26 protein-coding genes are annotated in these 24,554 nt (G+C 72.5%); 18 read left to right on the forward strand and 8 right to left on the reverse strand.

The features are described 5' to 3' along the window. Positions 1-74 precede the first annotated feature (74 nt). A complete protein-coding gene (locus DEJ05_RS14625) occupies positions 75-980 on the reverse strand; it encodes a proline iminopeptidase-family hydrolase (protein WP_228513218.1) in 906 nt (301 codons plus the stop codon). Positions 981-1,066: 86 nt separating this feature from the next. Between DEJ05_RS14625 and DEJ05_RS14630 the strand changes: the two genes are divergently transcribed. Next, positions 1,067-1,798: a FadR/GntR family transcriptional regulator gene (locus DEJ05_RS14630; protein ID WP_111110778.1), complete on the forward strand. Its 732-nt coding sequence runs from the start codon at positions 1,067-1,069 to the stop codon at positions 1,796-1,798. Between the two features lie 51 nt (positions 1,799-1,849). On the opposite strand, the gene DEJ05_RS14635 is transcribed toward DEJ05_RS14630, so the two are convergent. After that, a complete protein-coding gene (locus DEJ05_RS14635) occupies positions 1,850-2,413 on the reverse strand; it encodes a VOC family protein (RefSeq protein ID WP_071405071.1) in 564 nt (187 codons plus the stop codon). 273 nt (positions 2,414-2,686) lie between these two features. On the opposite strand from DEJ05_RS14635, the gene DEJ05_RS14640 reads away from it, so the two are divergent. The 6 genes from DEJ05_RS14640 (at position 2,687) to DEJ05_RS14665 (ending at position 9,932) form a co-directional block, all read left to right on the forward strand. Next, positions 2,687-4,252 carry an NCS1 family nucleobase:cation symporter-1 gene (locus DEJ05_RS14640; protein ID WP_111110780.1) on the forward strand — a complete coding sequence of 522 codons (1,566 nt, stop codon included), beginning with the start codon at positions 2,687-2,689 and terminating at the stop codon, positions 4,250-4,252. A gap of 159 nt (positions 4,253-4,411) precedes the next feature. Then, on the forward strand, positions 4,412-5,176 hold the full coding sequence (locus DEJ05_RS14645; protein ID WP_111029312.1) for an aspartate/glutamate racemase family protein: 765 nt from the start codon (positions 4,412-4,414) through the stop codon (positions 5,174-5,176). Beyond that, complete coding sequence (gene allB / locus DEJ05_RS14650; RefSeq protein WP_220034798.1) at positions 5,173-6,549, forward strand: allantoinase AllB; 1,377 nt, start codon at positions 5,173-5,175, stop codon at positions 6,547-6,549. The genes DEJ05_RS14645 and allB overlap by 4 nt, the downstream gene beginning before the upstream one ends. Before the next feature lie 43 nt (positions 6,550-6,592). Continuing rightward, the gene (locus DEJ05_RS14655; protein WP_111029313.1) at positions 6,593-7,846 is read left to right on the forward strand and encodes an alanine--glyoxylate aminotransferase family protein; all 1,254 of its coding nucleotides are present in this window, start codon (positions 6,593-6,595) and stop codon (positions 7,844-7,846) included. Continuing rightward, a complete protein-coding gene (locus DEJ05_RS14660; RefSeq protein ID WP_111029314.1) occupies positions 7,843-9,102 on the forward strand; it encodes an allantoate amidohydrolase in 1,260 nt (419 codons plus the stop codon). The genes DEJ05_RS14655 and DEJ05_RS14660 overlap by 4 nt, the downstream gene beginning before the upstream one ends. Then, a complete protein-coding gene (locus tag DEJ05_RS14665; protein WP_111029315.1) occupies positions 9,099-9,932 on the forward strand; it encodes a MurR/RpiR family transcriptional regulator in 834 nt (277 codons plus the stop codon). Before DEJ05_RS14660 ends, DEJ05_RS14665 begins: the two co-directional genes overlap by 4 nt. Here the strand turns inward: DEJ05_RS14665 and DEJ05_RS14670 are convergent. Both DEJ05_RS14670 and DEJ05_RS14675 read right to left on the reverse strand, forming a co-directional pair. After that, positions 9,899-10,408 (reverse strand): SRPBCC family protein, encoded by a 510-nt coding sequence (locus DEJ05_RS14670; RefSeq protein ID WP_111029316.1) that lies wholly within the window; start codon positions 10,406-10,408, stop codon positions 9,899-9,901. The two genes, DEJ05_RS14665 and DEJ05_RS14670, sit on opposite strands and share 34 nt — an antisense overlap. Then, positions 10,405-10,980 (reverse strand): GNAT family N-acetyltransferase, encoded by a 576-nt coding sequence (locus tag DEJ05_RS14675; protein WP_111029317.1) that lies wholly within the window; start codon positions 10,978-10,980, stop codon positions 10,405-10,407. The genes DEJ05_RS14670 and DEJ05_RS14675 overlap by 4 nt, the downstream gene beginning before the upstream one ends. Before the next feature lie 43 nt (positions 10,981-11,023). On the opposite strand from DEJ05_RS14675, the gene DEJ05_RS14680 reads away from it, so the two are divergent. The 3 genes from DEJ05_RS14680 to epsC all read left to right on the forward strand — a co-directional run bounded on the left by DEJ05_RS14680 (position 11,024) and on the right by epsC (position 13,879). Continuing rightward, entirely contained in the window at positions 11,024-12,061 is a 1,038-nt protein-coding gene (locus DEJ05_RS14680; protein WP_111029318.1) for a dipeptidase, read from the forward strand. Positions 12,062-12,359: 298 nt separating this feature from the next. After that, complete coding sequence (cysK, locus tag DEJ05_RS14685; protein WP_027466262.1) at positions 12,360-13,298, forward strand: cysteine synthase A; 939 nt, start codon at positions 12,360-12,362, stop codon at positions 13,296-13,298. A gap of 20 nt (positions 13,299-13,318) precedes the next feature. Continuing rightward, positions 13,319-13,879, forward strand: coding sequence for a serine O-acetyltransferase EpsC (epsC, locus tag DEJ05_RS14690; RefSeq protein WP_111110782.1), 561 nt, complete (start codon positions 13,319-13,321; stop codon positions 13,877-13,879). 156 nt (positions 13,880-14,035) lie between these two features. On the opposite strand, the gene DEJ05_RS14695 is transcribed toward epsC, so the two are convergent. Next, entirely contained in the window at positions 14,036-14,335 is a 300-nt protein-coding gene (locus tag DEJ05_RS14695) for an excalibur calcium-binding domain-containing protein (protein WP_220037034.1), read from the reverse strand. 141 nt (positions 14,336-14,476) lie between these two features. On the opposite strand from DEJ05_RS14695, the gene DEJ05_RS14700 reads away from it, so the two are divergent. Then, positions 14,477-14,860, forward strand: coding sequence for an MmcQ/YjbR family DNA-binding protein (locus tag DEJ05_RS14700; protein ID WP_111110786.1), 384 nt, complete (start codon positions 14,477-14,479; stop codon positions 14,858-14,860). Between the two features lie 33 nt (positions 14,861-14,893). Here the strand turns inward: DEJ05_RS14700 and DEJ05_RS14705 are convergent, their stop codons facing one another. Beyond that, positions 14,894-15,523, reverse strand: a complete 630-nt coding sequence (locus DEJ05_RS14705; protein WP_111087394.1) for an MOSC domain-containing protein — start codon at positions 15,521-15,523, stop codon at positions 14,894-14,896. 185 nt (positions 15,524-15,708) lie between these two features. On the opposite strand from DEJ05_RS14705, the gene DEJ05_RS14710 reads away from it, so the two are divergent. The 6 genes from DEJ05_RS14710 (at position 15,709) to DEJ05_RS14735 (ending at position 20,471) form a co-directional block, all read left to right on the forward strand. Then, positions 15,709-16,545, forward strand: coding sequence for an alpha/beta fold hydrolase (locus DEJ05_RS14710; RefSeq protein WP_111046741.1), 837 nt, complete (start codon positions 15,709-15,711; stop codon positions 16,543-16,545). Between the two features lie 206 nt (positions 16,546-16,751). Further along, positions 16,752-17,306 (forward strand): RNA polymerase sigma factor, encoded by a 555-nt coding sequence (locus DEJ05_RS14715; RefSeq protein ID WP_027466268.1) that lies wholly within the window; start codon positions 16,752-16,754, stop codon positions 17,304-17,306. Continuing rightward, positions 17,303-17,983 carry a hypothetical protein gene (locus tag DEJ05_RS14720; RefSeq protein ID WP_146245115.1) on the forward strand — a complete coding sequence of 227 codons (681 nt, stop codon included), beginning with the start codon at positions 17,303-17,305 and terminating at the stop codon, positions 17,981-17,983. The genes DEJ05_RS14715 and DEJ05_RS14720 overlap by 4 nt, the downstream gene beginning before the upstream one ends. Continuing rightward, a complete protein-coding gene (locus tag DEJ05_RS14725) occupies positions 17,980-18,288 on the forward strand; it encodes a hypothetical protein (RefSeq protein WP_110863466.1) in 309 nt (102 codons plus the stop codon). The genes DEJ05_RS14720 and DEJ05_RS14725 overlap by 4 nt, the downstream gene beginning before the upstream one ends. A 164-nt stretch (positions 18,289-18,452) precedes the next feature. After that, entirely contained in the window at positions 18,453-19,766 is a 1,314-nt protein-coding gene (locus DEJ05_RS14730) for an NAD(P)/FAD-dependent oxidoreductase (protein WP_220037035.1), read from the forward strand. Positions 19,767-19,781: 15 nt separating this feature from the next. Further along, the gene (locus DEJ05_RS14735; RefSeq protein WP_110863464.1) at positions 19,782-20,471 is read left to right on the forward strand and encodes a hypothetical protein; all 690 of its coding nucleotides are present in this window, start codon (positions 19,782-19,784) and stop codon (positions 20,469-20,471) included. 36 nt (positions 20,472-20,507) lie between these two features. On the opposite strand, the gene DEJ05_RS14740 is transcribed toward DEJ05_RS14735, so the two are convergent. Next, positions 20,508-20,867: a UBP-type zinc finger domain-containing protein gene (locus DEJ05_RS14740; protein ID WP_111022178.1), complete on the reverse strand. Its 360-nt coding sequence runs from the start codon at positions 20,865-20,867 to the stop codon at positions 20,508-20,510. A 140-nt stretch (positions 20,868-21,007) separates the two neighbouring features. Here DEJ05_RS14740 and DEJ05_RS14745 point away from each other — a divergent pair, with 140 nt between their 5' ends. Continuing rightward, positions 21,008-21,646, forward strand: coding sequence for an acetolactate decarboxylase (locus DEJ05_RS14745; protein ID WP_181440736.1), 639 nt, complete (start codon positions 21,008-21,010; stop codon positions 21,644-21,646). 12 nt (positions 21,647-21,658) lie between these two features. Here the strand turns inward: DEJ05_RS14745 and DEJ05_RS14750 are convergent, their stop codons facing one another. Continuing rightward, a complete protein-coding gene (locus DEJ05_RS14750; protein WP_111110792.1) occupies positions 21,659-24,526 on the reverse strand; it encodes an AAA family ATPase in 2,868 nt (955 codons plus the stop codon). Positions 24,527-24,554: the final 28 nt, after the last annotated feature.

The raw sequence follows: 24,554 nt of genomic DNA on the forward strand, positions 1-24,554 counted from the left end.
GAAAGGGGTGGGGACTGCTTGCCTGGAGGCGCGGGGCGGGCCCGTCCCGCGCCTCCAGACCGAAGGTGGCCGGGTCAGGCGTCGTCGTGCGCGGCCAGGAAGGCCGCGACGACCCGGCGGAACTCCGCCGGCTGTTCCAGGTGCGAGCAGTGGCTCGCACCGGGGAAGACGTGCTGCCGGACGTCGGCGATCCGCTCGACGAACGGCGCCCACGTGGCGGGCGTGGCCTCGTCGTGCTCGCCGGCGACGACGAGCGTCGGCACGGCGACGCGGTCGAGCCGGTCGACGATGGTCCAGTCGCGCATCGTGCCGATGACGTGGAACTCGTTCGGGCCGTTCATCGTGTGGTAGACCGTCGGCTCGCGCTCCATCTGCTCCTCGGAGTCGACGAAGTCCTGCGGCATCGGCACCACGCGGCAGACGTGCCGCTCGTAGAAGACCTGCGTCGCCGCCAGGTACTCGGGGTCGTCGACGGTGCCGGCCGTCTCGTGCCGGGTCAGGGCGTCCTGCACGTCGGCGGGCAGCTGCGCGCGGAGCTCGGCGGCGCCGTCGACCCAGAGCTGCATCGACGCGGGGGAGTTGCAGATCGCCAGCGACCGGAGCCCCGCGGGCTGCTGCACCGCGATCTCGGCGCCGAGCATGCCGCCCCACGACTGCCCGAGCACGTGGTGGTCGCCGAGCCCGAGGTGTTCGACCAGGGCGGCGTACTCGTCGACGAACAGCTGCGGCTGCCAGGTGTCGACCGGCGCGTCCGGGCGGTGGCTGCTCCGGCCGCAGCCGAACTGGTCGTGGTGGACGACGGTCCGGCCGGTCTCGTCGGCCAGGGCCGCGAGGTTCCGGAGGTAGTCGTGGGCCATGCCGGGCCCGCCGTGCAGGACGACGAGGGGCAGCGCGCCCGCGACCGGGGTGTCGGGCGTGGTGACCCGGTACCAGGTCTCGCCGTCGCGGAACGGCATCGTGGATTCGGTGATGCTGGACATGGGGGTCAGCATGGAGCCGAAAAAGGTCCCACGCAATACCTTTTCTGCTGCCTTAACGTGGTCGTAACACCGCGAAGGGGGTCCGTGTGTCCGATCGTGCGACCGAGACGCGCGTCGACGAGGTCGAGGACCGCCTCGTGACCGCCGTCGCCGTGGGCGAGTACCTGCCCGGCGCGAACCTGCCGCCGGAACGCGAACTCGCCGGCCTGCTCGGCGTCGCCCGGGTCACCGTGCGCGGTGCGATCGCCCGGCTCGTCGAACGGGGGCTGCTCGAGACCCGTCGAGGCCGGGGCGGCGGGACGTTCGTCCGCACCGAGTGGCCGGACAGCTCATCGGACGCCGTCGGACGGGTGCTGCTCGCCCGGTGGGAGGCGATCCAGGACACCGCCGACGCCATCGCGCTGCTGCACGGGGCGCTCGCGACGGCCGCCGCGGAACGGGTCACCCCGGACGACGCCGCCCTGATCCGTGCACGGCTCGAGGTGTTCCGCGACGCCACCTCGGGCCTCGAGAAGCAGCAGGCCGACGCCGTGCTGCACCGGACGATCATCGACGCCGCGCGGAACGACGCCCTGCGGACGGCGCTCGCCGGGTTGGAGGCGCAGATCTCCATCGCCGCTCCGGCGCACCTGTGGGGCACGGCCGAGGGCATGGCGGAGATGGAGACCCGCGCGCTCCACGAGCACGAACTGCTGGTGGACGCGGTGTGTTCGGGGCGGGCGCCCGAGGCGGGCGTGATCGCCCGGCAGCACGTCGGGATCGACGTCGAACTGCTCGAACGGGCCGTGCGGCGGACGGGGCAGGTGCCCCGCCACTGAGAGGACGGTCTGTCGGTCGGTGTGTTGGTCGGTCGGTGTGGCGGTCGGTCGTCAGTGCACGGCGGGTGCCGGCACCGGGTAGACGTCGTCGGGCATCGGCCACGGCGCCCACTTCGGCCGCGGCGCGTACACCAGGTACGGCTGCGGCGTCGGGTAGCTGACGAGCTCGAGTGTCGACCCCCACGGCGTGCGCGTGTAGACGAACCGGTTGCCGGCCCCCGCCTCGTCGCCACGCAGGTCGCGCGGGTCGGAATTCCGGGTACCGCCGGCTGACTCGACCCGGGCGAGCGTCTCGTCCAGGTCGTCGGCGTACATCGCCAGGTGCTGCCACCCCAGGTCGGACGGGTGTGCGGCGTTCCGCTGCTCGGGCCCCAGGTACTCGAACAGCTCGAGCCCCGGCCCCTCCGGCAGCGCGAGCATCCGCATGGCCCCCTGCGCCATGGTGCTCGGGATGCCGAGGTAGCCGTGCGCCTCGGAACTGCTGTTCGGCGTCTCGTCACGACGCCGCATGTCGTACAGGACGACGGCGTCGAACGCCGCCTCGAAGAACTGCGTGGCTGCGTCGATGTCCGGCACCGTGACGCCCACGTGGTCGATCCTGATTCCCCTGCTCATGGTCGATTCGTACCACCGGGGGTCCCCGCGGCTCGGGTCGGGGCGGGGTCCGTGCGGGGTCGGTGCCCATCGATGCGGCAAGCCGCACCGCGGCTCCGCGCGCGGCACCGGGAGCGGTCGGCGCCGGTCTCGACCACCGTCTCGGAACGGTCGTTCCAGGACGGGGTGCGGGACACACGACCGTTACACGAGGGAAACGGCGGGGGCGAAGTCGCTCCGTAGCTTCGTGCTCAAGCACGCACCGCCCCGCTTCCCACTCCCTCGGAGGACGCCATGGCTACCGACATCGCGACACCAGTCGCCGCGCCCCACGCCCCCACCACGACCGCCGCTCCCGCCCCAGCGGGTGCCGGTGTCGTCAAGCCCGGGTACGACCCGGCGCTCACGAACGAGGACCTCGCCCCGCTGCGCGAGCAGCGCTGGACGAGCTACAACTTCTTCGCCTTCTGGATGTCCGACGTGCACTCGGTCGGCGGCTACGTCACCGCCGGGTCGCTCTTCGCCCTCGGGATCGCGAGCTGGCAGGTGCTCATCGCCCTGGTGGTCGGCATCCTCATCGTGCAGGTCTTCGCCAACCTGGTCGCGAAGCCGTCGCAGCGCACCGGTGTGCCGTACCCGGTGATCAACCGCGCGGTGTTCGGCGTGCTCGGCGCGAACGTCCCCGCCATCATCCGCGGCCTCATCGCGATGGCTTGGTACGGCGTGCAGACCTTCCTCGCCGCCCAGTCGCTGAACATCATCTTCCTCAAGTTCATCCCGGCGTCCGCGGGGCTGCTCGACCACTCGTTCCTCGGGCTGTCGGCCCTGGGCTGGATCTCGTACGCGATCCTCTGGGTGGCGCAGGGCGCGCTGTTCTGGATGGGCATGGAGGCGATCAAGCGATTCATCGACTGGGCCGGACCGGCGGTCTACGTGGTGATGATCGTGCTCGCGGTCTACCTGGTCAGCCAGGCGGGCGTCGGCAACATCTCGTTCACCCTGTCGGCCGGCGAGCCGCTGTCGTTCGGGGCGTCGATCCCGGTGATGCTGTCCGCGGTCGCCCTGGTGGTCAGCTACTTCTCCGGCCCGATGCTGAACTTCGGTGACTTCTCGCGCTACGGTCGGTCGTTCCGTGCGGTCAAGCGCGGCAACTTCTGGGGTCTGCCGATCAACTTCCTGTTCTTCTCGGTCCTGACGGTGCTCTGCGCCAGTGCGACGGTGCCGGTGTTCGGCAAGCTCATCACCGACCCGATCGAGACCGTGCAGGCCATCGGAGCACCCTTCGCGATCCTGCTCGGTGGCCTGACCTTCGTCACGGCGACCGTCGGCATCAACATCGTCGCGAACTTCATCAGCCCCGCGTTCGACTTCTCGAACGTGGCACCCCGGAAGATCTCGTGGCGGGCCGGTGGCATGATCGCCGCGGTCGGCTCCGTGCTCCTCACCCCGTGGAACTGGTACGGCAACGACCAGGCGATCCTGTACACGCTCGGGGTGCTCGGTGCGCTGATCGGCCCGCTGTTCGGCATCCTCATCGCGGGCTACTACATCGTCGGCAAGCAGCGCATCGCGATCGACGACATGTACTCCACGAGCCGCACCGCCCGGTACTGGTACCGCGGCGGGTTCAACCCGAACGCCATCTGGACCCTCGCGGTCACCGGCGCGATCTCGGTGGCGAGCGCGGTCCTGCCCCCGGCACTCGGCGTGCTGCCGTGGCTGTCGAGCTACAGCTGGTTCATCGGGTGCGGCCTGAGCCTCGTCGTCTTCTGGGCGCTCGAGCGTGTCCGGCCGAGCATGCCCGTGCTCGACGCGGACGACCCCTCGGTCGACGACGGCGCGGCCGTCGGTCGCGCCTGACCGCCGGCGTCGCGGCCCGTCCTCCACAGGGCGGGTCGCGGCGCTCGGCCGTCCACAGATCCAGACCACGGCCGGGAGGCCCGCCCCGCCTCCGCCACGATGGTCACCACCCAGCACCACCGGTTCCACCGCTCCACTCGCTCCACCGGAAGGACCCCGATGCGCATCCGCGTCGTCAACCCCAACACCACCGCGTCGATGACGCGGGCGATCGGCGTCGCGGCCCAGGCCGCCGCCGCTCCCGGCACGCTGGTCGAAGCGGTCGAACCCTCGATGGGGCCGGCCTCGATCGAGAGCCACTACGAAGAGGCCCTGGCCGTGCCCGGGCTGCTCGAGCAGATCGCCCGCGGCGAGCAGGACGGGGTGGACGCGTTCGTCGTCGCCTGCTTCGGGGACCCGGGGCTCGACGCCGCGCGGGAGCTCGCGACGGTGCCGGTGATCGGGATCGCGGAGGCCGGGTTCCACGCCGCCGCGATGCTCGGCCGCCGGTTCGGCGTCGTCACCACCCTGGCGCGGACGACCGGCCGCGCCCACGAGCTCGCCCAGCGCTACGGCTTCGCCCCGCTCGTCACGGAGATCCGGGCGTGCGAGGTCCCGGTGCTCGAGCTGGACGACCCCGAGTCCGGTGCACGGGCGCTCGTGATCGAGGAGTGCCGAGCGGTCATCGACGGGGGAGCCGATGCCGTCGTGCTCGGGTGCGCGGGCATGGCCGACTTCTGCGCCGAGGTCTCGCTGGCCATCGGGGCACCGGTCGTCGACGGCGTCGCGGCGGCCACGGTCCTGGCGGAGTCGCTCGTCCGGCTCGGGTTGTCCACGGGCAAGCGCGGCGAGTACGCCCTGCCGCCGGTGAAGGCCATGTCGGGGCTGCTGGCGGGCTTCGAACGCCATCCGGCGGCGGTCGCGACGGCCGGGGCGGGCGCGTGACGGGCCTCCCGGCGGGCGACACGGCAGACCTGGTCGTCCGCGCGCAGCGAGCCTGGGTCGACGGGGCGTTCCGTCCTGCCGCGGTCGTCGTCCACGACGGCCGGGTCACCGGCGTCCTGCCCGTCGACACGGTCGTCGACGCCGTGCAGGACCACACCGTGCCGGCCGGGCAGGTGCTGCTCCCCGGACTCGTCGACACCCACGTGCACGTCAACGAGCCCGGTCGCACCGAGTGGGAGGGCTTCGCGTCCGCGACCCGGGCCGCTGCGATGGGCGGCGTCACGACCATCGTGGACATGCCGCTCAACTCGATCCCCGCGACCACCACGGTCGAGGCGCTCGCCGTCAAGCGTGCGAGTGCCGAGGGCCGGGTGGCGGTCGACGTCGGGTTCTGGGGTGGCGCGGTTCCCGCGAGTCTCGGGTCGCTCGACGCCCTGCACGACGCCGGCGTCTTCGGGTTCAAGTGCTTCACGGCGCCGAGCGGTGTCGACGAGTTCCCGCACCTCGATCCCGAGCAGCTCCGCGCCGCGATCGCCGAGGTCGCCCGGATCGACGCCCTGCTGATCGTGCACGCCGAGGACCCGGAACACCTCGTGCCGCACCGGGCGCTCGGCGGCCGGTACGCCGACTTCCTGGCCACCCGGCCCGTCGCCGCCGAACGGTCCGCGATCGCGCAGGTCATCGACGGCGCCCGGGCGACCGGTGCGCGGGTGCACGTGCTGCACCTGTCCGACGCGGGCGCGCTGCCGATGCTCCGCGCGGCGAAGGACGACGGCGTCCGGATCACGGTCGAGACGTGCCCGCACTACCTGTCGTTCGAGGCGGGCACGATCCCGGACGGCGCGACCGCCTACAAGTGCTGCCCACCGATCCGCGACGACGCCAACCGCGACGCGCTGTGGGCCGGCGTGCTCGACGGCACGATCGACCTCGTCGTGTCGGACCACTCGCCCTCCACCGCCGACCTGAAGACCGACGACTGGGGTCTGGCCTGGGGCGGGGTCGCCGGCCTGCAGGTCGGGTTCCGGGCGGTGTGGACCGAGGCCGAGCGTCGCGGGATCCCGCTCGAGGCGCTGCTCCCGCTGTTCACGACCGGTCCGGCCGCCCTGGTCGGGCTGCGCGACCGCGCGGTGATCGCTCCCGGTGCCCTGGCGCACTTCGCCGTGTTCGACCCGTCCGCCGAGTCCGTCGTCGACGTCGCCGGGCTCGAGCACCGCAACCCGGTGTCCGCGTTCGACGGGCTCCGCGTGCGCGGCAGCGTCACCGAGACCTGGCTCCGCGGCCGTCGCATCGCCACGGCGGACGGCGGCGTGGTCGGCGTCGAGGGGCAGCTGGCCGGACGGCCCGTGCTCGCGGCGGAAACACCCCTGTAACGATCGTTCCGGTATCTTCGGATCAGGAACGGAAGGAACCACCATGCTCCCAGTGAACCCACCCGCCCGTCTCCTCATGGGGCCCGGCCCGATCGACGCCGACCCGCGCGTGCTCCGTGCCCTGTCGACGCCGCTCGTCGGCCAGTACGACCCCTGGATGACCTCGACGATGAACGAGACGCAGGCGCTCTACCGCCGCGTGTTCGGTACCGGCAACGACGCGACGCTGCTCGTGGACGGCACCTCCCGTGCGGGGATCGAAGCGGTGCTGGTGTCACTGCTCGCCCCGGGGGACCGCGTGCTCGTGCCGGTGTTCGGCCGGTTCGGGCACCTGCTCGCCGAGATCGCCGGCCGTGCCGGGGCCGAGGTCCACACCATCGAGACCGACTGGGGTCAGGTCTTCACGCCGTCCGCGATCGAGTCGGCCATCGCCCGCGTCCGGCCGAAGGTGCTGGCGGTCGTGCAGGGCGACACCTCGACCACGATGAACCAGCCGCTCGACGAACTCGGTGCGATCTGCGAGCGGTACGGCGTGCTGCTCTACACCGACGCCACGGCGACGGTGGGCGGCAACCCGCTCGAGGTCGACGCCTGGGGGATCGACGCCGTGAGCGCCGGGCTGCAGAAGTGCCTCGGCGGCCCGTCCGGCAGCGCACCCGTCACGCTGTCGCCCAAGGCCGTGGCCGTGCTCGACGAGCGGCGGAGCGTCGAGGCCGGCATCCGCGAACCCGGTGACGACGTCGCCGACGAACCGATCCGCTCGAACTACCTCGACCTCGCGATGATCCTCGACTACTGGGGCCCCCGCCGCCTGAACCACCACACCGAGGCCGCTTCGATGCTCTACGCCGCCCACGAGTGCGCCCGCATCCTGCTCGAGGAAGGCCGCGACGCCGTCGTCGCCCGCCACGAGACCGCCGGGCGCGCGATGCTCGCCGGGGTGCAGGCCCTCGGGCTCCCGGTCTTCGGCGACGTCGCCCACAAGATGCACAACGTCGTCGCCGTCGAGATCCCGTCCGACGTCGTCGGCGACCAGGTCCGCGGCGCGATGCTCGACGACCACGGGATCGAGATCGGCACCTCGTTCGGACCGCTGCACGGACGGGTCTGGCGCATCGGCACGATGGGCTACAACGCCCGGAAGGACACCGTGGTCACGACCCTGGCCGCGCTCGAGCACACCCTGCGTCGGGCCGGGCACGCGGTCCCGCACGGCGGCGGTGTCGATGCCGCCCTCGACGTCTTCCGCGACGACCCCGCCGCGGTCGCTCCCGCCGGGGCCGAGGTGCTCGCGTGAGCGCCGTGCCCGTCCTGAACGCCACCGCCGTGGGCACCGCCGACGCCGAACTCGTCGCCCGCTGGTGCGACGAGCTCGCCGCCCTCAGCGCCGAACCGAGCCGGATCACCCGCGTCTACCTGTCGCCCGAGCACGCCCGGGCGAACGCCCTCGTCGCGGGCTGGATGCAGGACGCCGGACTGTCCACCTGGCAGGACGCCGCCGGCAACCTGCGCGGCCGGGCCGCGGGTGCGACGCCCGACGCCCCCGTGCTGCTGCTCGGCTCGCACCTGGACACCGTGGTGGACGCCGGACGGTACGACGGCGTCGTCGGGGTGCTCATGGCGATCCGCACGGTCGCCCGGCTCACCGCCGACGGTCCGCTGCCCGTCGCGCTCGAGGTCATCGCGTTCTCCGACGAAGAGGGCACGCGCTTCGGCAAGGCCCTGCTCGGGTCGTCCGCGGTGGCCGGGGTCTGGGACGACGCCTGGTGGGACCTGACCGACGGTGACGGCGTCACGCTCCGACAGGCCTTCACCGACTTCGGCCTCGACCCGGAGCGCGTCGGCGACGCCGCGGTCGACCCGGCGTCGGTGGTCGGCTACCTCGAGGCGCACATCGAGCAGGGGCCGTACCTCGAACAGGCCGGGCAGGCCCTCGGGGTCGTCACGAGCATCGCGAGTGCCCGCCGGTTCTCGGTCGAGGCCGTGGGAGAGGCCCGGCACGCCGGCGGCACCCCCTACGAGCGCCGGCACGACGCGCTGCTCGCCGCCGCCGAGGCCGCGCTCGCGGTGGAACGGATCTGCCGGGCATCGCACCAGGTCGGCACCGTCGGCACGATGACCGTCGAACCCGGAGCCGTCAACGTCGTCCCCGGGCTCGCACGGTTCTCCGTCGACCTGCGCGGCGAGTTCGACGACGAGCGCGACGAGGTCTGGGACGAACTCACCAAGGCCTTCACGCTCATCGGTGAACGGCGCGGGGTGAGTGTCACCCCGACCGAGGTGCACCGTGCGCCCGCGGTGTTCTGCTCGCCCCGCCTGATGGACGCCGTCCACGCCGGGATCGTGTCGACGGGCGAGACCGCGCCGATGGAGCTGTTCTCACGAGCCGGCCACGACGCGATGTCGCTCGGACTCGTGACCGACGTCGCGATGCTGTTCCTCCGCAACCCCGACGGCATCAGTCACCACCCCGACGAGTTCGTGTCGACGCCGGACATCGCCCTCGGCCTCGACGCCCTGGCCGTCGCCGTCGACCGGGTGGCCCGCGCATGAGCACCGCAGGCCCCGACGTCCGCGCCCGGATCGACTCCGTGTGGGAGCAGCTCTCGCCCGCCGAACGTCGGGTCGCCGCGATGGTCCGCCACGACCCGGAACTCCTGCTCGTCGGCACCTCCGCCGAACTCGCGGCCGAGTCCGGCACCTCGAAGGCCACGGTCTCGCGACTCGTGCGGTCGCTGGGGTTCCAGGATGCCGCCGAGGTCCGGCAGAACCTGATGTCCGCCCGGGGTTCGGGCCTGCCGTGGGTCGCCGAGGACGCCGCCCACGTCGACCAGCGCGCGGTCGAGGCGCGCAACCTCGACGCGGCCTTCGCGTCCCTCGGCCGAGCGGATCGCCCGCGCCTGGCCCGTCGGATCGTCCGTGCCCGCCGCGTGCTCGTCCTCGGTGAACGCGGCGCGTACCCGATCGCGCTGCAACTGCGGTCCCAGCTGGCGCAGGTGCGGTCCGACGTCCGGGTCGGTCCGTCGCCCGGGCAGCGGCTCGGCGAAGAGGTCGCCGACCTCGACCGGCACGACCTCGTGGTCCTGGTGACCGTTCGTCGGCACACCGCCGGGGTCGAACGGATCGTCCGGCACTGCGTCGACTCCGGGGCGGACGTCATCGTCCTCGGCGACCCGACGGCCGCGGTCATCGCCGCTCCCGCCGCCACCGCGATCCTCTGCCCGGTCGACTCGCCGTCGGCGTTCGACTCGATGGCCGCGCTGTTCGCCGTCGTCGCCGCGATCACGAACGACGTCTACGACGCCTCGGGTCCCGGTGGCCGGGTGCGGGTCGACGCCGTCGCCACCGCCTACGACGCGTTGGGGGAGCTCGCTGCGCCCTGATCGCCGTCCGATCCGGCGCGCAGCTCGGCACGCAGTTCGGCGGCGAGCGAGGCGTTGCGGTCGGCGATGAGCCGCGGCATGTACCGGGCCAGCGCGAGCACCTCGGCCAGGCGGCCCAGCGGGCCGAGCGGTGCGCGGAACGTGATGGTGTCGACCATGCGCGTGCCGCCGGCCGACGGCTCGAAGCGGTGCTCGTGGTGGAACCGGGCGAACGGCCCACGCACTTGTTCGTCGACGAAGCGGTGGGGCGCCTCCAGGGCGGTGATCCTGCTCGTCATCCGCCAGACGATCCCGAAGTGCCGCGCACGCCAGGTGACGGACTCGCCCAGGCCGATCGTGCCGGCCGTAGTGCCGGCAACGGCGCGTTCGTCGGTCGCGGCCATCGATCGCTCGTGCGCGCCGATGTCGAGCGAGAGCGCGAAGGCGCGCTCCGGCGGAACCGGCAGCTCCGTCACGACCTGGAACGAGACGGTCACGACGTCGGCCAGACCGTCGGGGTGGACCGATCGTCGTCGTGCAACGCGGCGGCGAGCAACTGGTCGTGCCGGCTGCCGCGGTGCAGCACGCTCGACCGCGTACGTCCTTCGAACCGAAGCCCGAGCCGCTGTGCGACCGCGGCCGACGCGGTGTTCGTGGCGATCGCGCGCCACTGTACCCGGACGAGACCGAGTCCCTCGGGCGGACCGGCGAAGGCCCACTGCAGCACGCGCTCGGCGGCCTCGGTCATGATGCCGGAGCCGCGACCGTCCGGGTGCATGGCGTAGCCGATCTCGGCGGCCCCGTCGGCGAAGGCGAACAGCCCGACCGTGCCGAGCAGCCGGAGGTCGTCCGCGCGCCGGATACCGAACTCGTACCGGCTGTCCGCCGCCCAGCCGGCCGCGACGACGTCAGTGATCCAGTACCGTGCCTCGGCGTGCCCGTACGGCACCGGCACCGGGGTGGAAGCGATGACGTCGGGGTCGTTGGCGTAGGCCACCACGTCGTCGGCGTCGCCGAGGTCGGGGGCCGAGAGCACCAGTCGCTCGGTGCGGAGGGTGACGGGCTGCACGGTTGGAGCCTAGCCATGACGGCGTGGGCGGTAGCGTCGGGGGATGACGTTCGACGCGCTCCCGTTCCCGGTCATCGACGGCCACAACGACCTGCCGTGGGAGCGTCGTGACAGCCACGACTCCGGTGTCGAGGGCATCGACACCGAGACCGACTCGCTGCACACCGACATCCCGAAGCTCCGTGCCGGCGGAGTCGTCGGGCAGTTCTGGTCGGTGTTCGTGCCCGCGGACGACCCGGACCCCGTGACGACGACGCTGCAGCAGGTCGACCTCGCGCACCGGATCATCGAGCGCTACCCCGACGACCTCGCGCTCGCCCGCACCGCCGCCGAGGTCCGTGCCGCCGTCGATTCCGGCCGGATCGCGTCGCTGCTCGGCGCCGAGGGCGGGCACTCGATCGGTGACGACCTCGCGGTCCTCCGGACCCTGGCGCGGCTCGGCGTCCGCTACATGACGCTCACCCACAACGACGACACCCCCTGGGCCGACTCCGCGACCGGGGAGCGGGCGCACGGCGGCCTGACCGACCGCGGGCGGCAGATCGTCGCCGAGATGGAGCGGATCGGCATGCTCGTCGACCTGTCCCACACCGCCCCGGAAACCATGCGGGACACCCTCGACGTGGCGACCCGGCCCGTCGTGTTCAGCCACTCGTCGACCGTCGCGATCGACGACCACCCGCGGAACGTGCCCGACGACGTGCTCGCCCGGTTGGCCGACAACGGTGGCGTCGTGATGATCACCTTCGTGCCGAAGTTCGTGTCGCGGGCGTGGGCGGACTGGGAGGAGTCGGGCATGTCCGGCGAACCGCCCCTGGTCACGGTGTCGGACGTCGCCGACCACGTCGAGCACGCCCGCGACGTCGCCGGTGTGGCGCACCTGGGCCTCGGCGGCGACTACGACGGCACCCCGGTGCTGCCGCCGGACCTGCGGGACGTGTCGCGGTACCCGGTGCTCGCGGCGGAGCTCGTCCGACGCGGCTGGGGCGAGCCGGACCTGCGGGCGCTGGCCGGCGGCAACGTGCTGCGGGTGCTCGAGGCGACCGACGAGCGGTTCGCCCGGACGGCGTTCGTGCGCTGACGCGGTGTGTTTCGCTTCGCGAAAGCGACTCTCCTCGGCGCTGGTCGTGCTCACTCCCGCGAAAGCGACAGAACACGGTGAACCTTCCGCGGGCATCTGTCGCTCTCGCGGTGGGACGAGACGGGGCGCAGCGGCATGGCCCGAGGAAGCGGCAATTGGTCCACAGCGTGTGGACCAATTGCCGGGCGCGCACGCGCCGTCACGGACAGGACCGCCTGGGGTCCGGTCGCTAGGATCGGGCGCACACCGCGCCTCCAGGAAGAGCGATGCGCGACCTGAGCTGCGAAGGACGGACCGGATGAGCGGCACCATCTACGAGAACATCTCCCAGGCGTTCGGCAACACCCCCCTCGTCAAGCTGAACCGGCTGCCGAAGGCGGGCGGGGCCGAGGTGCTCGCCAAGCTCGAGTTCTACAACCCGGGCGCCAGCGTCAAGGACCGTCTGGGCGTCGCGATCATCGACGCCGCCGAGGCCTCCGGTGCGCTGCAGGCCGGTGGCACCATCGTCGAGGGCTCGTCCGGCAACACCGGCATCGCCCTCGCGCTGGTCGGTGCCGCCCGTGGCTACCGGGTCGTCATCACGATGCCCGAGACCATGAGTGTCGAGCGCCGTGCGGTCATCCGCGCGTACGGGGCCGAGATCGTCCTGACCCCCGGGCCCGAGGGCATGAAGGGCGCGGTCGCCAAGGCCGAGTCGATCGTCGCGGAGACCCCCGGCGCGATCCTCGCCCACCAGTTCGAGACGGCTGCGAACGCCGAGATCCACCGGAAGACCACGGCGGAGGAGATCCTCCGCGACACCGAGGAGCACGTCGACGTGTTCGTCGCCGGTGTCGGCACCGGCGGCACGATCACCGGTGTCGGGCAGGTGCTCAAGGAGCGCGTGCCCGGCGTGCAGATCGTCGCCGTCGAGCCGAAGGACTCGCCCCTGCTCACCGAGGGCAAGGCCGGTCCCCACAAGATCCAGGGCATCGGCGCGAACTTCGTGCCCGAGGTCCTCGACCAGAGCGTCATCGACGAGGTGTTCGACGTCGAGCTCGACGACGCGCTCCGGGTCGCCCGTGCCCTGGCGACGCAGGAGGGCATCCTGTCCGGCATCTCGTCCGGCGCGATCATCCACGCGGCCCTCGAGATCGCCGCACGCCCCGAGAACGCCGGCAAGCGGATCGTCGCCATCGTGTGCGACACCGGAGAGCGCTACCTGTCGACGGTGCTCTTCGAGGGGCTCACTGCGTGAGTCGTCCTCTTCGACGAGGCGTGCTGCGGACCATCCGGGAGGACCTGTCCGCAGCACGCCGCGGTGACCCCGCTGCCCGGGGTGACCTGGAGAACGCGATCGTCTACTCCGGGTTGCACGCCATCTGGACGTACCGCGTGACCCACCGTCTCTGGAACGCGCAGGGGCTGCCCGGGTCCCGGTTCGCGGCCCGCCTGCTCGGGCAGGTCGCACGGTCGGTCACCGGCATCGAGATCCACCCCGGCGCACGGATCGGCCGTCGGTTCTTCATCGACCACGGCATGGGCGTCGTGATCGGCGAGACCTCGGTCATCGGTGACGACGTGCTCGTGTTCCACGGCGTCACTCTCGGCGGACGCGGCGGAGACCACGGGCCGGGAGCCCGACGGCACCCGGTGGTGGGGGACCGCGTGGTGCTCGGCGCCGGGTCGTCGCTGATCGGGGCGATCACGATCGGTCCGGACTCCGTCGTCGGTGCCAACACGGTCGTCACGAAGGACGTGCCGGCGGGGTCGGTCGTCACCGGCATCGCCGGGACTCCGCGTCCCCGTTCCGGGCACGAGGGCGTCCCGACGCTCTGAGCGCCTCGCGCCGCCCCGGGCACGCCGCGGGGCACGCCACGCCGCGGGGCACGCCGGGCACGCAAAACACCGGTGTTCGCGCATCGCACCCCGGCGTGCGGGTGTGCAGGACGCGAACACCGGTGTCTTGCCGGCGTCACCGAGCGAGTGGGAGCGTCAGCTCTTCTCGCAGGCGATACCGTCCTTGTCGCGGTCGAGCTTGGTGTTCGCCTTGTACAGGGCGTCGTCCTTCTTCACCGTGCCCTTGAGCGCACGGTAGGTGGTCTTGCCGCCGGAGACGACCTTGTTCTTCGTGACGGACTTCTTGGCGATGCCGCCGGAGTACACCTTGTGCACCGCGGTGCAGTTGGCGTAGGACTTCGGCGCGGCCTGCGCGGTCGAGGTCCCGCCGACGACGACGGTGGTCGCGAGTACGGCGGTGGTGGCGGCGATGCCGAGGGTACGGATGATGCGCACGGGTTCCCCCTGGAACTGGTGGTGATCGCGCGAGCGACCGCCGCGTCGGGTGCGCGGCGTGGTGATCCTACGACGTGATCGACACTCACGACCTGCCCCCGAACGGGGTGCGCTGTCGGCGGCCTGCGGCATCCTGGTCACATGGACGGCGGGCAGCTGCACGACATCGCGAGCCGCACGGCGCTGGCGTTGCCGGCGGCCGTCGAGACCCAGCCGTTCGGCGAGGGCTCGGTGGTCTACAAGGTCGTCGGCAAGATGTTCGTGATGGTGACCGAGGTGCGTGGGACCCCGATCGTGAACCTCAAGTGCGCGCCGCCGCACGGGGCAGCGCTCGTGCGTGACCACGACGAGATCACGCCCGGGTGGCACATGAACAAGCGGCACTGGATCACGCTGACGCCGGGCAACGGCATCGACGAGACCCTGGTCGAGGACCTCGTGGCGAACGCCTACGACCTGGTCGTGGCCGGGCTGCCCGTGGCGAAGCGTCCGATCGACCCCTCGCGCGGCGTGCTGCCGAGCTGATCGGGACCGACGGGCCCGACCGGCTCGACCGGCTCAGGCCCGCGCGGCGACCTTCGTCAGGTCGTGGACGACCTTCGGCGCCAGCCGTTCTCCCGACTCGAGCACGGCCCGCGCACGATCGGGCGCCAGGTCCCCGAAGATCTCGCCGATGGTCACCCCGTGTTCCGGCCGGTACGTCACCTCGATCGGGTCACCCGCGGCGACCGAACCGGACTTGACGACGCGGAAGTACGCCCCCGGCCGCCCCTCGTCGGCGAACCGCTTCACCCACCCGTCGATCCCCATGCGCCGGGCGAAGGTGCCGCAGGGTGTTCGGGGGACCGTCACCTCGAGCACGAGGGTGTCGCCGATCCGCCAGCGTTCCCCGGTCACGGCCCCGGTGACGTCGATGCCGCTGGTGCGGAGGTTCTCGCCGAACAGGCCGGGCGGGACCTCGCGCTCGAGCAGGTCGGCGAAGTACGCGGCGTCCTCGTCGGCGTAGGCGTACACGGCCTGGTCCACACCGCCGTGGTACTTGCGGTTCGCCTGCACGTCGGCGCGCAGGCCGAGCGGCCGGACCCGGACACTGCCGGTGACCGGACGCTTGTCGATGGCGGTGACGCCGATGATGCCGGAGTCCGGCAGCAGACGGTCGACGCGGCAGACGGCGGTGACGAGCGACATGGGATCAACTCTGGTGCACACACGCCCGCGCACCAAGCCGTGCCCGGCCCGGCCGGATCGGGATGAATGACCCAAGCGGTCGCCGGAGCGCCGGTCCTACGGTGAAGGGGCTTCGGTCTCCCGCCGAACGGGAGGCAGCGGCCAGTCCGCGTCACATGTGGAGCAGAAACTCACGGAGGTTCACGATGGCGTTCGTCACCACGAGCGATGGTGCAGAGATCTTCTACAAGGACTGGGGGCCGCGCGATGCGCAGCCGATCGTCTTCCACCACGGATGGCCCCTGTCGTCGGACGACTGGGACGCGCAGATGCTGTTCTTCCTGGGCAAGGGCTACCGGGTGATCGCGCACGACCGCCGCGGGCACGGGCGTTCGTCGCAGATCGGCACCGGTCACGACATGGACCACTACGCGAGCGACACGGATGCGGTCGTGCAGCACCTCGACCTGCAGAACGCGGTCCACATCGGGCACTCCACCGGTGGTGGCCAGGTCGCACGGTACGTCGCGCAGTACGGCGAGCCCCAGGGCCGCGTCGCCAAGGCCGTCCTGGTCTCGTCGGTGCCCCCGATCATGCTGCAGAGCGACACCAACCCGGAGGGCACGCCGATCTCGGTGCTCGACGGGTTCCGGAGCGCCCTCGCCGCGAACCGCGCCGAGTTCTTCCAGGCCGTCGCCGAGGGCCCGTTCTACGGGTTCAACCGTCCCGGCGTGGAGGTCTCCGCCCCGGTGGTCGCGAACTGGTGGCGCCAGGGCATGACGGGCAGCGCCCTGGCCCACTACGAGGGCATCAAGGCGTTCTCGGAGACGGACCAGACCGAGGACCTCAAGGCGATCTCCGTCCCGGTCCTCGTCACGCAGGGCGACGACGACCAGGTCGTGCCGTACAAGGCGGCCTCGCTCAAGCAGGCCGAGCTGCTCAGCAACGCCACGCTCAAGATCTACGAGGGGTACCCGCACGGGATGCTGACGACCCACGCGGACGTCATCAACCCCGACCTGCTCGCCTTCATCCAGCAGTAGGACGAGCCGACCGGCAGGAGGACGAGCCGACACGCAGGAGGGCGAGCCGACACACACGACGTCAGGGGCGCGCACCGGAACCGTCCGGTGTGCGCCCCTTCGGTGTGTGACGAACGCGGTGCGTGATGCGTCCCACCAGTACCCGTCCGACGACGGTGGACGGACGCACCCAGCCGTTCACCATCCACCACCAGTAGAAGGAACGCGTGCACCACCAGTCCCTCGCCGAGCTCGACGACGCGGTCCTCGCCGGCCGGTCGTCCGACGGTGACGTCCGGGCCTTCGAGGTCCTGATCCGTCGCCACACCCCGCTGCTCCGCGCCTACGCCCGTCGGACCCTCGGTTCCACCGACGAACTCGACGACGTCGTGCAGGAGACCTTCATCACCGCGTGGGACCGCCTCGACTCCCTCGAGGACCTCGCGCGCGTGAAGTCGTGGTTGATGCGCATCCTGAGCCGGAAGTGCCTCGACCGGATCCGCGCGCGGCGCGTCCACGACGACGTCACCGAGCTCGAGGTCGCCGCCCCGGCCGACGACGCACCCGACCGGGTCGCCGAGGCGCGCTCGCGCGAGGACGCGGTCGAACGTGCGCTGGCCGAACTGCCCGAAGCCCAACGACGGTGCTGGATCATGAAGGAGGTGCTCGAGTACCGGTACGACGAGATCGCCGCCGAACTCGACCTGCCACCCTCGACGGTCCGGGGACTGCTGTCCCGAGCGAGGAAGAACATGATCCGACTCATGGAGGGATGGCGATGACCGACCACGACGGCATCCGGCCGGACCTGCCCGACAGCCCGGAAGCACTCGACGCCCTCGAACGCGGTGACCTCGACGGCCACTCGATCGACGAACTCGCCGACTACCTCGACGCCGGCATGCAGCCGGCGGACCCGAGCATCGACGACTCGCCCGCCTGCCAGAACGCCCTGGCCGCGATCATCCGCGTCCGCCACGCGTCGCTCCGCTCGCTCGAGGCGGCCGCCCGCGACGAGGCCCCGGCCGACGAGTCCTGGATCAGCGGCGTCCTGGCGAACATCTCGATCGAGTCCCGCTCCGGTCGCGACGTCCCGCTCCGCCCCCTGTCCGAGACCGAGCGCCCGGTGATGACCGAGGGAGCCATCCGGTCCCTCATCCGCCGCACCGGCGACGAGGTCCCCGGCGTGCTCGTGGCTCGCTGCCACCTCGACGGCGACGTCACCGAACTCGCGTCCCCGATCAGGGTCGTCGTCGAGATCGCGATCGCGTCGGGGCCGTCGATCCCCGCGACCGCCGAGTTGGTCCGCGCCGCCGTGGCCGGTGCCCTGGCCGAGCAGACCGACCTGCTCGTCGAGGCGATCGACGTCGTGGTCCGCGACCTGCTGCCGGACCCCGAGCCCGTCACCGACGAAACAGGCACCGACGAGCCCGACACCGACCCGGAGGAGGCCCGATGAGCACCACCGACGAGACCCTCGCCGCGATCGAGGCCGCCGTCCTCGAGGTCCCCGGGGTCACCGACCTGTACCGCTCCCGCCCGACGGTCGCGAGCGCCGTGCAGGCGGTCCGCAGCATCGCCACGAGCACCGGACCGCTCCGGATCGTCGTCGACGACGACGCCCTGCGCGTCGTCATCGGCACCGACGGCTTCCGCCCGGCCCCCGAGGTCGCCCGCGCCGTCCACGACGTCGCCCTGGCGACCGCCGCGGCACACGGCCTGGCGCTCAGCCGCGTCGACGTGCGCGTCGCGCGGGTGGGCTGACCGCGACCACAGACCGGACGGGAGGCCCGTGGCGACACCGCCACGGGCCTCCCGTCCGCCGTGGGCGCCGCTGATCCCGACCGACGCGACCCGACGCCGCCTCCAGTACCGAAGGAGACCCTCGCAGGACCACGTGCAGCGCGCCGCCAGTCCGTAGCGTGCTCGTGAGGGAGCGGCAGCAGTTCGCACCGATCGTCGTCGCACGGACCGGAGGAACCATGGAGACCGACGCCGCCGTGGTCCCGTCACGTCGCGTCCGTGTGTACGGACGGCCGTTCGACGCGGACTCCTACGCCCTGCGGGACTTCCTGTCGCGCTCCGTGGTGCAGTTCGACTGGTTCCCGGTCGACGTCGGCGGGGTCGGGGGTGCCGTCCGGATCGATCCGTCGCGGCTCCCGCTCGTGGTGTTCCCCGACGGCACGGAACTGGTCGCACCCACCCTGCGCGAGGTCGCCGACCGGCTCGGGTGGATCCACGCTCCGCGCCGCCAGGAGTACGACCTGTCGATCTACGGCGCCGGTCCCGCCGGGCTGTCCGCGGCCGTGTACGCCGCCTCCGAAGGGCTCGACGTCGTCCTGCTCGAGCGGGACGCCGTGGGCGGGCAGGCCGGATCGAGCAGCCTCATCGAGAACTACCTGGGGTTCCCCGAGGGCATCGCCGGGGCGGACCTCGCCGAGCGTGCCCGGGAACAGGCGGTCCGGTTCGGCGCCGAACTCCTGGTGATGCGCGAGGGCGTGCGCGGGGTCTTCCACGACGGCCGCATCCACGCCGACCTCGCCGACGGCGGCCACGTCGTCGCCCGCGCGAACATCTGCGCGACCGGTGTCGAGTGGCGTCGGCTCGGGCTGCAGCGCGAGCAGGAGCTGCTCGGCTGCGGTGTCTACTACGGTGCCGGGACGAGCGAGGCCGACGGCTGCGCCGGCGAACAGGTCTTCGTGGTCGGCGGGGCGAACTCGGCGGGCCAGGCGGCGATGAACCTGTCCCGTTCCGCGGCGCACGTCACGATGCTCGTGCGGGGCGCGTCGCTGTCGGCCACGATGTCGGAGTACCTGAGCGCCAGGATCGCGGCCGCACCGAACGTGACGGTCCGGACGGGCTGCCGGGTCTCGGCGCTGCACGGAGACACCCGACTCGAGTCGATCGAGGTGACCGACGGCGACGGGGCCACGGTGTCGCTGCCGGCCACGCGGTTGTTCATCTGCATCGGCGGACGACCGGACACGAGCTGGGCCGAACAGACACCCATGGTCCGTGACCGCCTCGGGTACCTGGTCACCGGCCCGGACCTGGACGCCGCCGACGGCTCGCTCGACCAGTGGCCGCTCGAGCGTCGTCCGTTCTGGCTCGAGACGAACGTGCCGGGGTCCTTCGCCGCCGGGGACGTCCGCGCCGGGTCCGTCAAGCGCGTCGCCGCAGCGGTCGGCGAGGGCGCCATGGCCGTGACCTTCGTCCACCGCCACCTGGCGACGAGCGACTGACCGAGGAGTCCCGTGATGCCCGACGAACCCGACACGACACTGCCGACCGCCGCGGAGTCGATCACCTCCCTGGACCGGCCCACCGCCTTCTTCAACGCCCTGATGACCGAGCACTTCGTCCTCGAGAGCGCGCGGAGCATCACGGTCAGCGAGTCGAGCAGTCGCTCCTCGCTGTACCTCACCACGCTCTCCAGCTCGCTCGTCGCCTTCGGGTTCCTCGCGCACACGCCCTTCGCGCTCGGGTTCCTCGGCGCGATCATCCCGGTGATCGTCCTGCTCGGCGCGTTCACCTACGAACGCCTCGTCGAGACCTCGCTCGAGGACGTCGCCGCGCTCGCCGCGATGCAACGGATCCGTCGCTACTACGGTCGGCTGCTGCCCGAGGCCGACACGTACTTCCCGATGCCCCGCGGGCGGCACGCGGCGAACGAGCTGCTCGACATCGGGCGGGCCCCGTCGTGGTACCGGCTGCTGTTCACGATGTCGTCCGCGATCGCGGTGGTGAACTCGATCGTCGCCGGCGCCGGGGTCGCCATCCTTGTCGACCAGCTCGGCGTCGACGACCCGGGTTCGATCGCGTGGGGCGTCGGATCGGCGGTGGTGCTGGCCGTGGCGCACCTGTCGTACCAGGTGCGGTCGCACACCACGATGCACGAGGTGATCGCCCGGTCGGAGGCGCTCGACACCGACCGCAGGCTGCCCTGACCGGTCGCGGGAGGCCGCGACCGGCCGCGACCGGCGTCAGCGTCGCTCGGCCAGCTGCTCCGACCAGTCGCGGGGGAGTCGGTCGGCCGGACCCGGGACCGACTGGGTCGTCGGGTGCGCCTGCGGGTCGGCGAGGCGGGGTCCGTCCACGAAGTCCTGCGCGACGAAGTCCCAGAACCACCCCTCGCCCGGCTCGAACGACTGCATGACCTCGTGCCCGGTGACCGCGAAGTGCGCGGTGGCGTGCCGGTTCAGGGAGTCGTCGCAGCAGCCGACGTGGCCGCAGGCGGCGCACCGACGCAGGTGCACCCACCACGAGCCCGTCGCGTCGCACTCCACGCACCCCGTGCCGGACGGGGGGACGGACGGGGAGACCATGGTCGCGCGTGCACTCATGGTCCAACCGTGCGCCGCGCACCCACCGGAGCGCTTGAGTCAAACGGCGCTGGTACCGCGCGGGCGGACTTCCTACGGTCGAACCGAGGCCGGACGAGGAGTGCGTGGTGCGGGAGACGACGGATGACAGGACCACGTCCTTGACGACCCTCGCCACGTGGGCGCGGCAGGTCGTCGACGATCCTCGGCACCGACGACCGGCCGTCCACGTCCCGGTCGCCGTGGCGGACCTCGGTCGGCACGGCACCCTCGGGCTCGGCGCGCTCGCCGGTACCGGCACCGGCACCGCCGATGGCCTGGTCGTGTTCGACCGCCGGTGCTTCCGGATGCTGCCGGACGGCGCCGCAGCGGTCGCGGACGCGGCCGACCCGGTCGCGTTCGCGGTCGTCTCGACGTTCTCGCCCGACCTGGTGGTGACGGTCGCGTCGGTCGCCTCCGTTGCCGACCTGGAGGCCCGGATCGCCGCCGTCCTGACGCCGCGCGACTTCGCGGTGGCGGTCTCGGTCGACGGCGTCTTCGACGAGGTCCGGACCGAGGACAGCACGACCGGGACGACGGTGCACCGCGCGGTGACGGGGCGTCTCGTCGGCTTCCGGACGCCGGGCCCGGGCGGGGTCCGTGCCGACCTGCACCTCGGGTTCCTCGACGCCACCCGCACCCGCGCCGGAGCGCTCGCCGGGTTCGCGGGGTTCTCCGGGCGGATCGAGCTCGGCTTCTCCACCGCGCCGCACCTGGCGGTTCGTGCGCTCGGTGCCGGGTTCGACGGGGGACCGGTGTGACCCGAGCGGCGGTCAGCCGGAGCGGTGCTGCCGGAACCGCGCCGCGAGCTCCCGGCGGGAGGCCACGCCCCACTTCGCGTAGACGTGGCGGACGTGGCTCGTCACCGTGTGGGTCGAGATGAACAGGTCGGACGCGATCTGTTGCGTCGTCAGGCCGGCGGCGACCCGTTCGACGACCTGGGCCTCGCGAGCGGTGAGCCCCGGGAGTCCCGAGGCGCCCGACGCAGCGGGGTCGGCGGTGGCCGCCCGGACGGTCACGCCGACGCCCCGCAGGTGTCCCCGCGACCGTTCGGCCTCGCGCAGGGCACCGGCGTCGTCGAACAGCTCCGTCGCCTCCCGCCACACCTCGACGGCCGCGGGCACGGAGCGCCGCCGCAGGGCGCTCCCGAGGTCCTCGAGCGCCGCAGCCAGCACGAGCCGGCGATCGACCCGGCGCAGCCGCTCCACCGCCGCGCCGAGGTGCTCCACGGAGTCGTGGACGAGTCCGTGCACGTGCAGCCAGGTCCCGCCGCACAGGTCGTTGTCCGGGTTCGCCGCAGCCCGGAGTCGCGCCACCCGTTCGATCCGCTCGAGTCGGTCCCGTCGGCCTCCACGGATCGCGATGCGCGCCAGGTGGACGTCGTCGGCGAAGTCGGCCGGGCTCGACATCGACGCGATCGGCTCCTCCAGGCTCCGCCACGCCACCTCGCTGCGGTCGACGGCGGCCCGAACGTCGCCGTGTGCGTCCGCTTCGAGCGCCAGCAGCCACGAGCCGGAGCGTGCGAAGGCCGGATCGGCGTGCAGGGCCTCGGCGAAGTGCCGCGTCCTGTCGGCCGCTGAGCGGTCGCCCTGCAGCAGCGCCGCGCGGAAGAGGACCGTCCCGGCCGTGAGCGCGGCGAACTGACCGAGCTCCAGGTCCTCGGCCAGGTCGAGGACCGACTCGGCCGACGTCTTGGCGTCCTCCAGACGGCCCTGGTCGAAGAGCACCCGCGTGCGCAGCATCATCCAGGCGGCGGTCGGGCGCGCCAGGTGGTTGCGCCGGGCCTCGATGGCGTTCGCCTCGGCGATGCGTCCTGCCCGTTCGGTGTCGCCGAGTGCACCCGCGAGGAACGCCACCCAGAGCCCCTCGGGCAACCAGGTGCTCGACGAGCCCCCGGTGGCAGCGATCCGGCTCATCGCCGACGTGATCGCCTGCGTCGCGTCCGCGAACCGGCCCTCGTTGAAGGCGAGCACGGACGCGCTGGCCTCGAAGGTGGCGACGGCGACCGGGTCCGCGTCACCGTCGCTCGTCGCCCGGGCCTCCCGCAGCGCGGTCGCGAGGTCCGCGTGCCGCCCCGCCTGGGCGAGGTTCAGCGCGCGGACGGCGAGCAGACGGGACCGCACACCGGCGCTCACGCCGGGCAGGGCCAGTGCGGACTCGACCGTCCGCAGCGCATCCGGCGTCGAGCCCTCGGTCTGCAGCCGCGCCAGGGTGAGGTGCAGGCGTGCGTCGTCCTCCGGAGCGAGGCGCCCCTGCAGGTCGTCGAGCAGCGCACGGGCCTCGGCCGTCCGACCGCTGTGCCAGAGCAGCGGCAGGACGTCGACGACGACGCCGGGCAACGCCGGGGTGCCGTGCGCGAGGTCGGCGGCGCGGAGGGCGAGCGCGCCGGCCTCGGTGGGATCCGTGCTCGCGAGGTCGATCGCCACCGTGCGCAGGACCTCGGCGGCCCGGACGTCCCCGCGCTGCGCCACCGCGGCGATGCGCGCGGCGATCGAGACCGGTGGGACACCCTGCCGCAGGAGTTCGTCCACCGCTTGCCGGAGCAGGTCGTCGCGGACGGCCGCGGGGATCATCGACTCCGCCGCCTCGCGGAGGACGTCGTGGCGGAACGACAGGTCCGTGCCGTCGTCGACGAGCACCCCCGCCTCGATCGCCTCCTGCAGCCCGGGGAGCAGTCGCTGCACCGGCTGGTCGAGCATCGCCGACAACGACCGCACCGAGAACGAGCGTCCCAGGGTCGCTCCGACCTGCACGAGCTGCTGCGTGGGCTTCGACAGGCGTCGGAGGCCCTCGCGGATCGACGCACCGAACCTCGCCGGCAGCGCGGCGCCCGGCATCGTGGCGACACCGTCCGCGATCGCCAGCAGGCCTTCGTCGACGAGCCCGCGGACGAGTTCGGCGACGAGGATCGGGATGTGCTCCGTCCGGCGCGCCGCACGGAGGACCGAGCCGTCCGGCGTCGCGCCGATGAGGTCGGCGATCATCGCGGCCGTGGCCTGTTCGTCCAGCGGGTCGAGGTCGACGAGCCGTCCCGTCGCGGCGAGCTCGTCGACGGTCGCCGTGACCGGCGGGTCCTGGTGTTCCGTCCGGACCGCGACGACCCAGAGCACGGGGACGTCGGCGAGCCGGCGCGACAGCGATCGGAGCACCGCCAGGGTCGTCGTGTCGCACCACTGCAGGTCCTCGACGACGACCACCACGCCGTTCGACGCCGCGGCCCGCTCCAGGTCGTCCTGGAGCTGCTGGAGGAGCCAGTACCGCGCCTCCGGGTCCAGCGTCACCGCGCTGAGCCGGACACGGTCGGAGATCGGCCGGGTCCCGGCGCCGAGCGCGTCCATGATCGGTGCGAGCGGGATCAGACGTGCGTCGCGGTCCGTGCGACCGACGGCCACGCGGAGGCCGGCCGCGGTCGCCTGGTCGACGACGTCCTCGAGCAGACGCGACTTGCCGACGCCCGCAGCGCCGCGGACGACGAGCACGTCACCCGCGCCCCGTGCCAGACCGGCCAGGGCATCGGCAACGACTGCCTGCTCGACGCTCCGGCCACGGATGGGCAGCCCGCTCCGTGGCACGGCGGACACCGGCACGGAGACCTCGTCTCCGCGGGGGAGCAACTCCTCGTCCGTCAACACGGCGGCCACCAGTCCTCGTCGGTGGCTGGAGTCTACG

The organism is Curtobacterium sp. MCLR17_045 (assembly GCF_003234405.1).
Lineage (GTDB): Bacteria > Actinomycetota > Actinomycetes > Actinomycetales > Microbacteriaceae > Curtobacterium > Curtobacterium flaccumfaciens.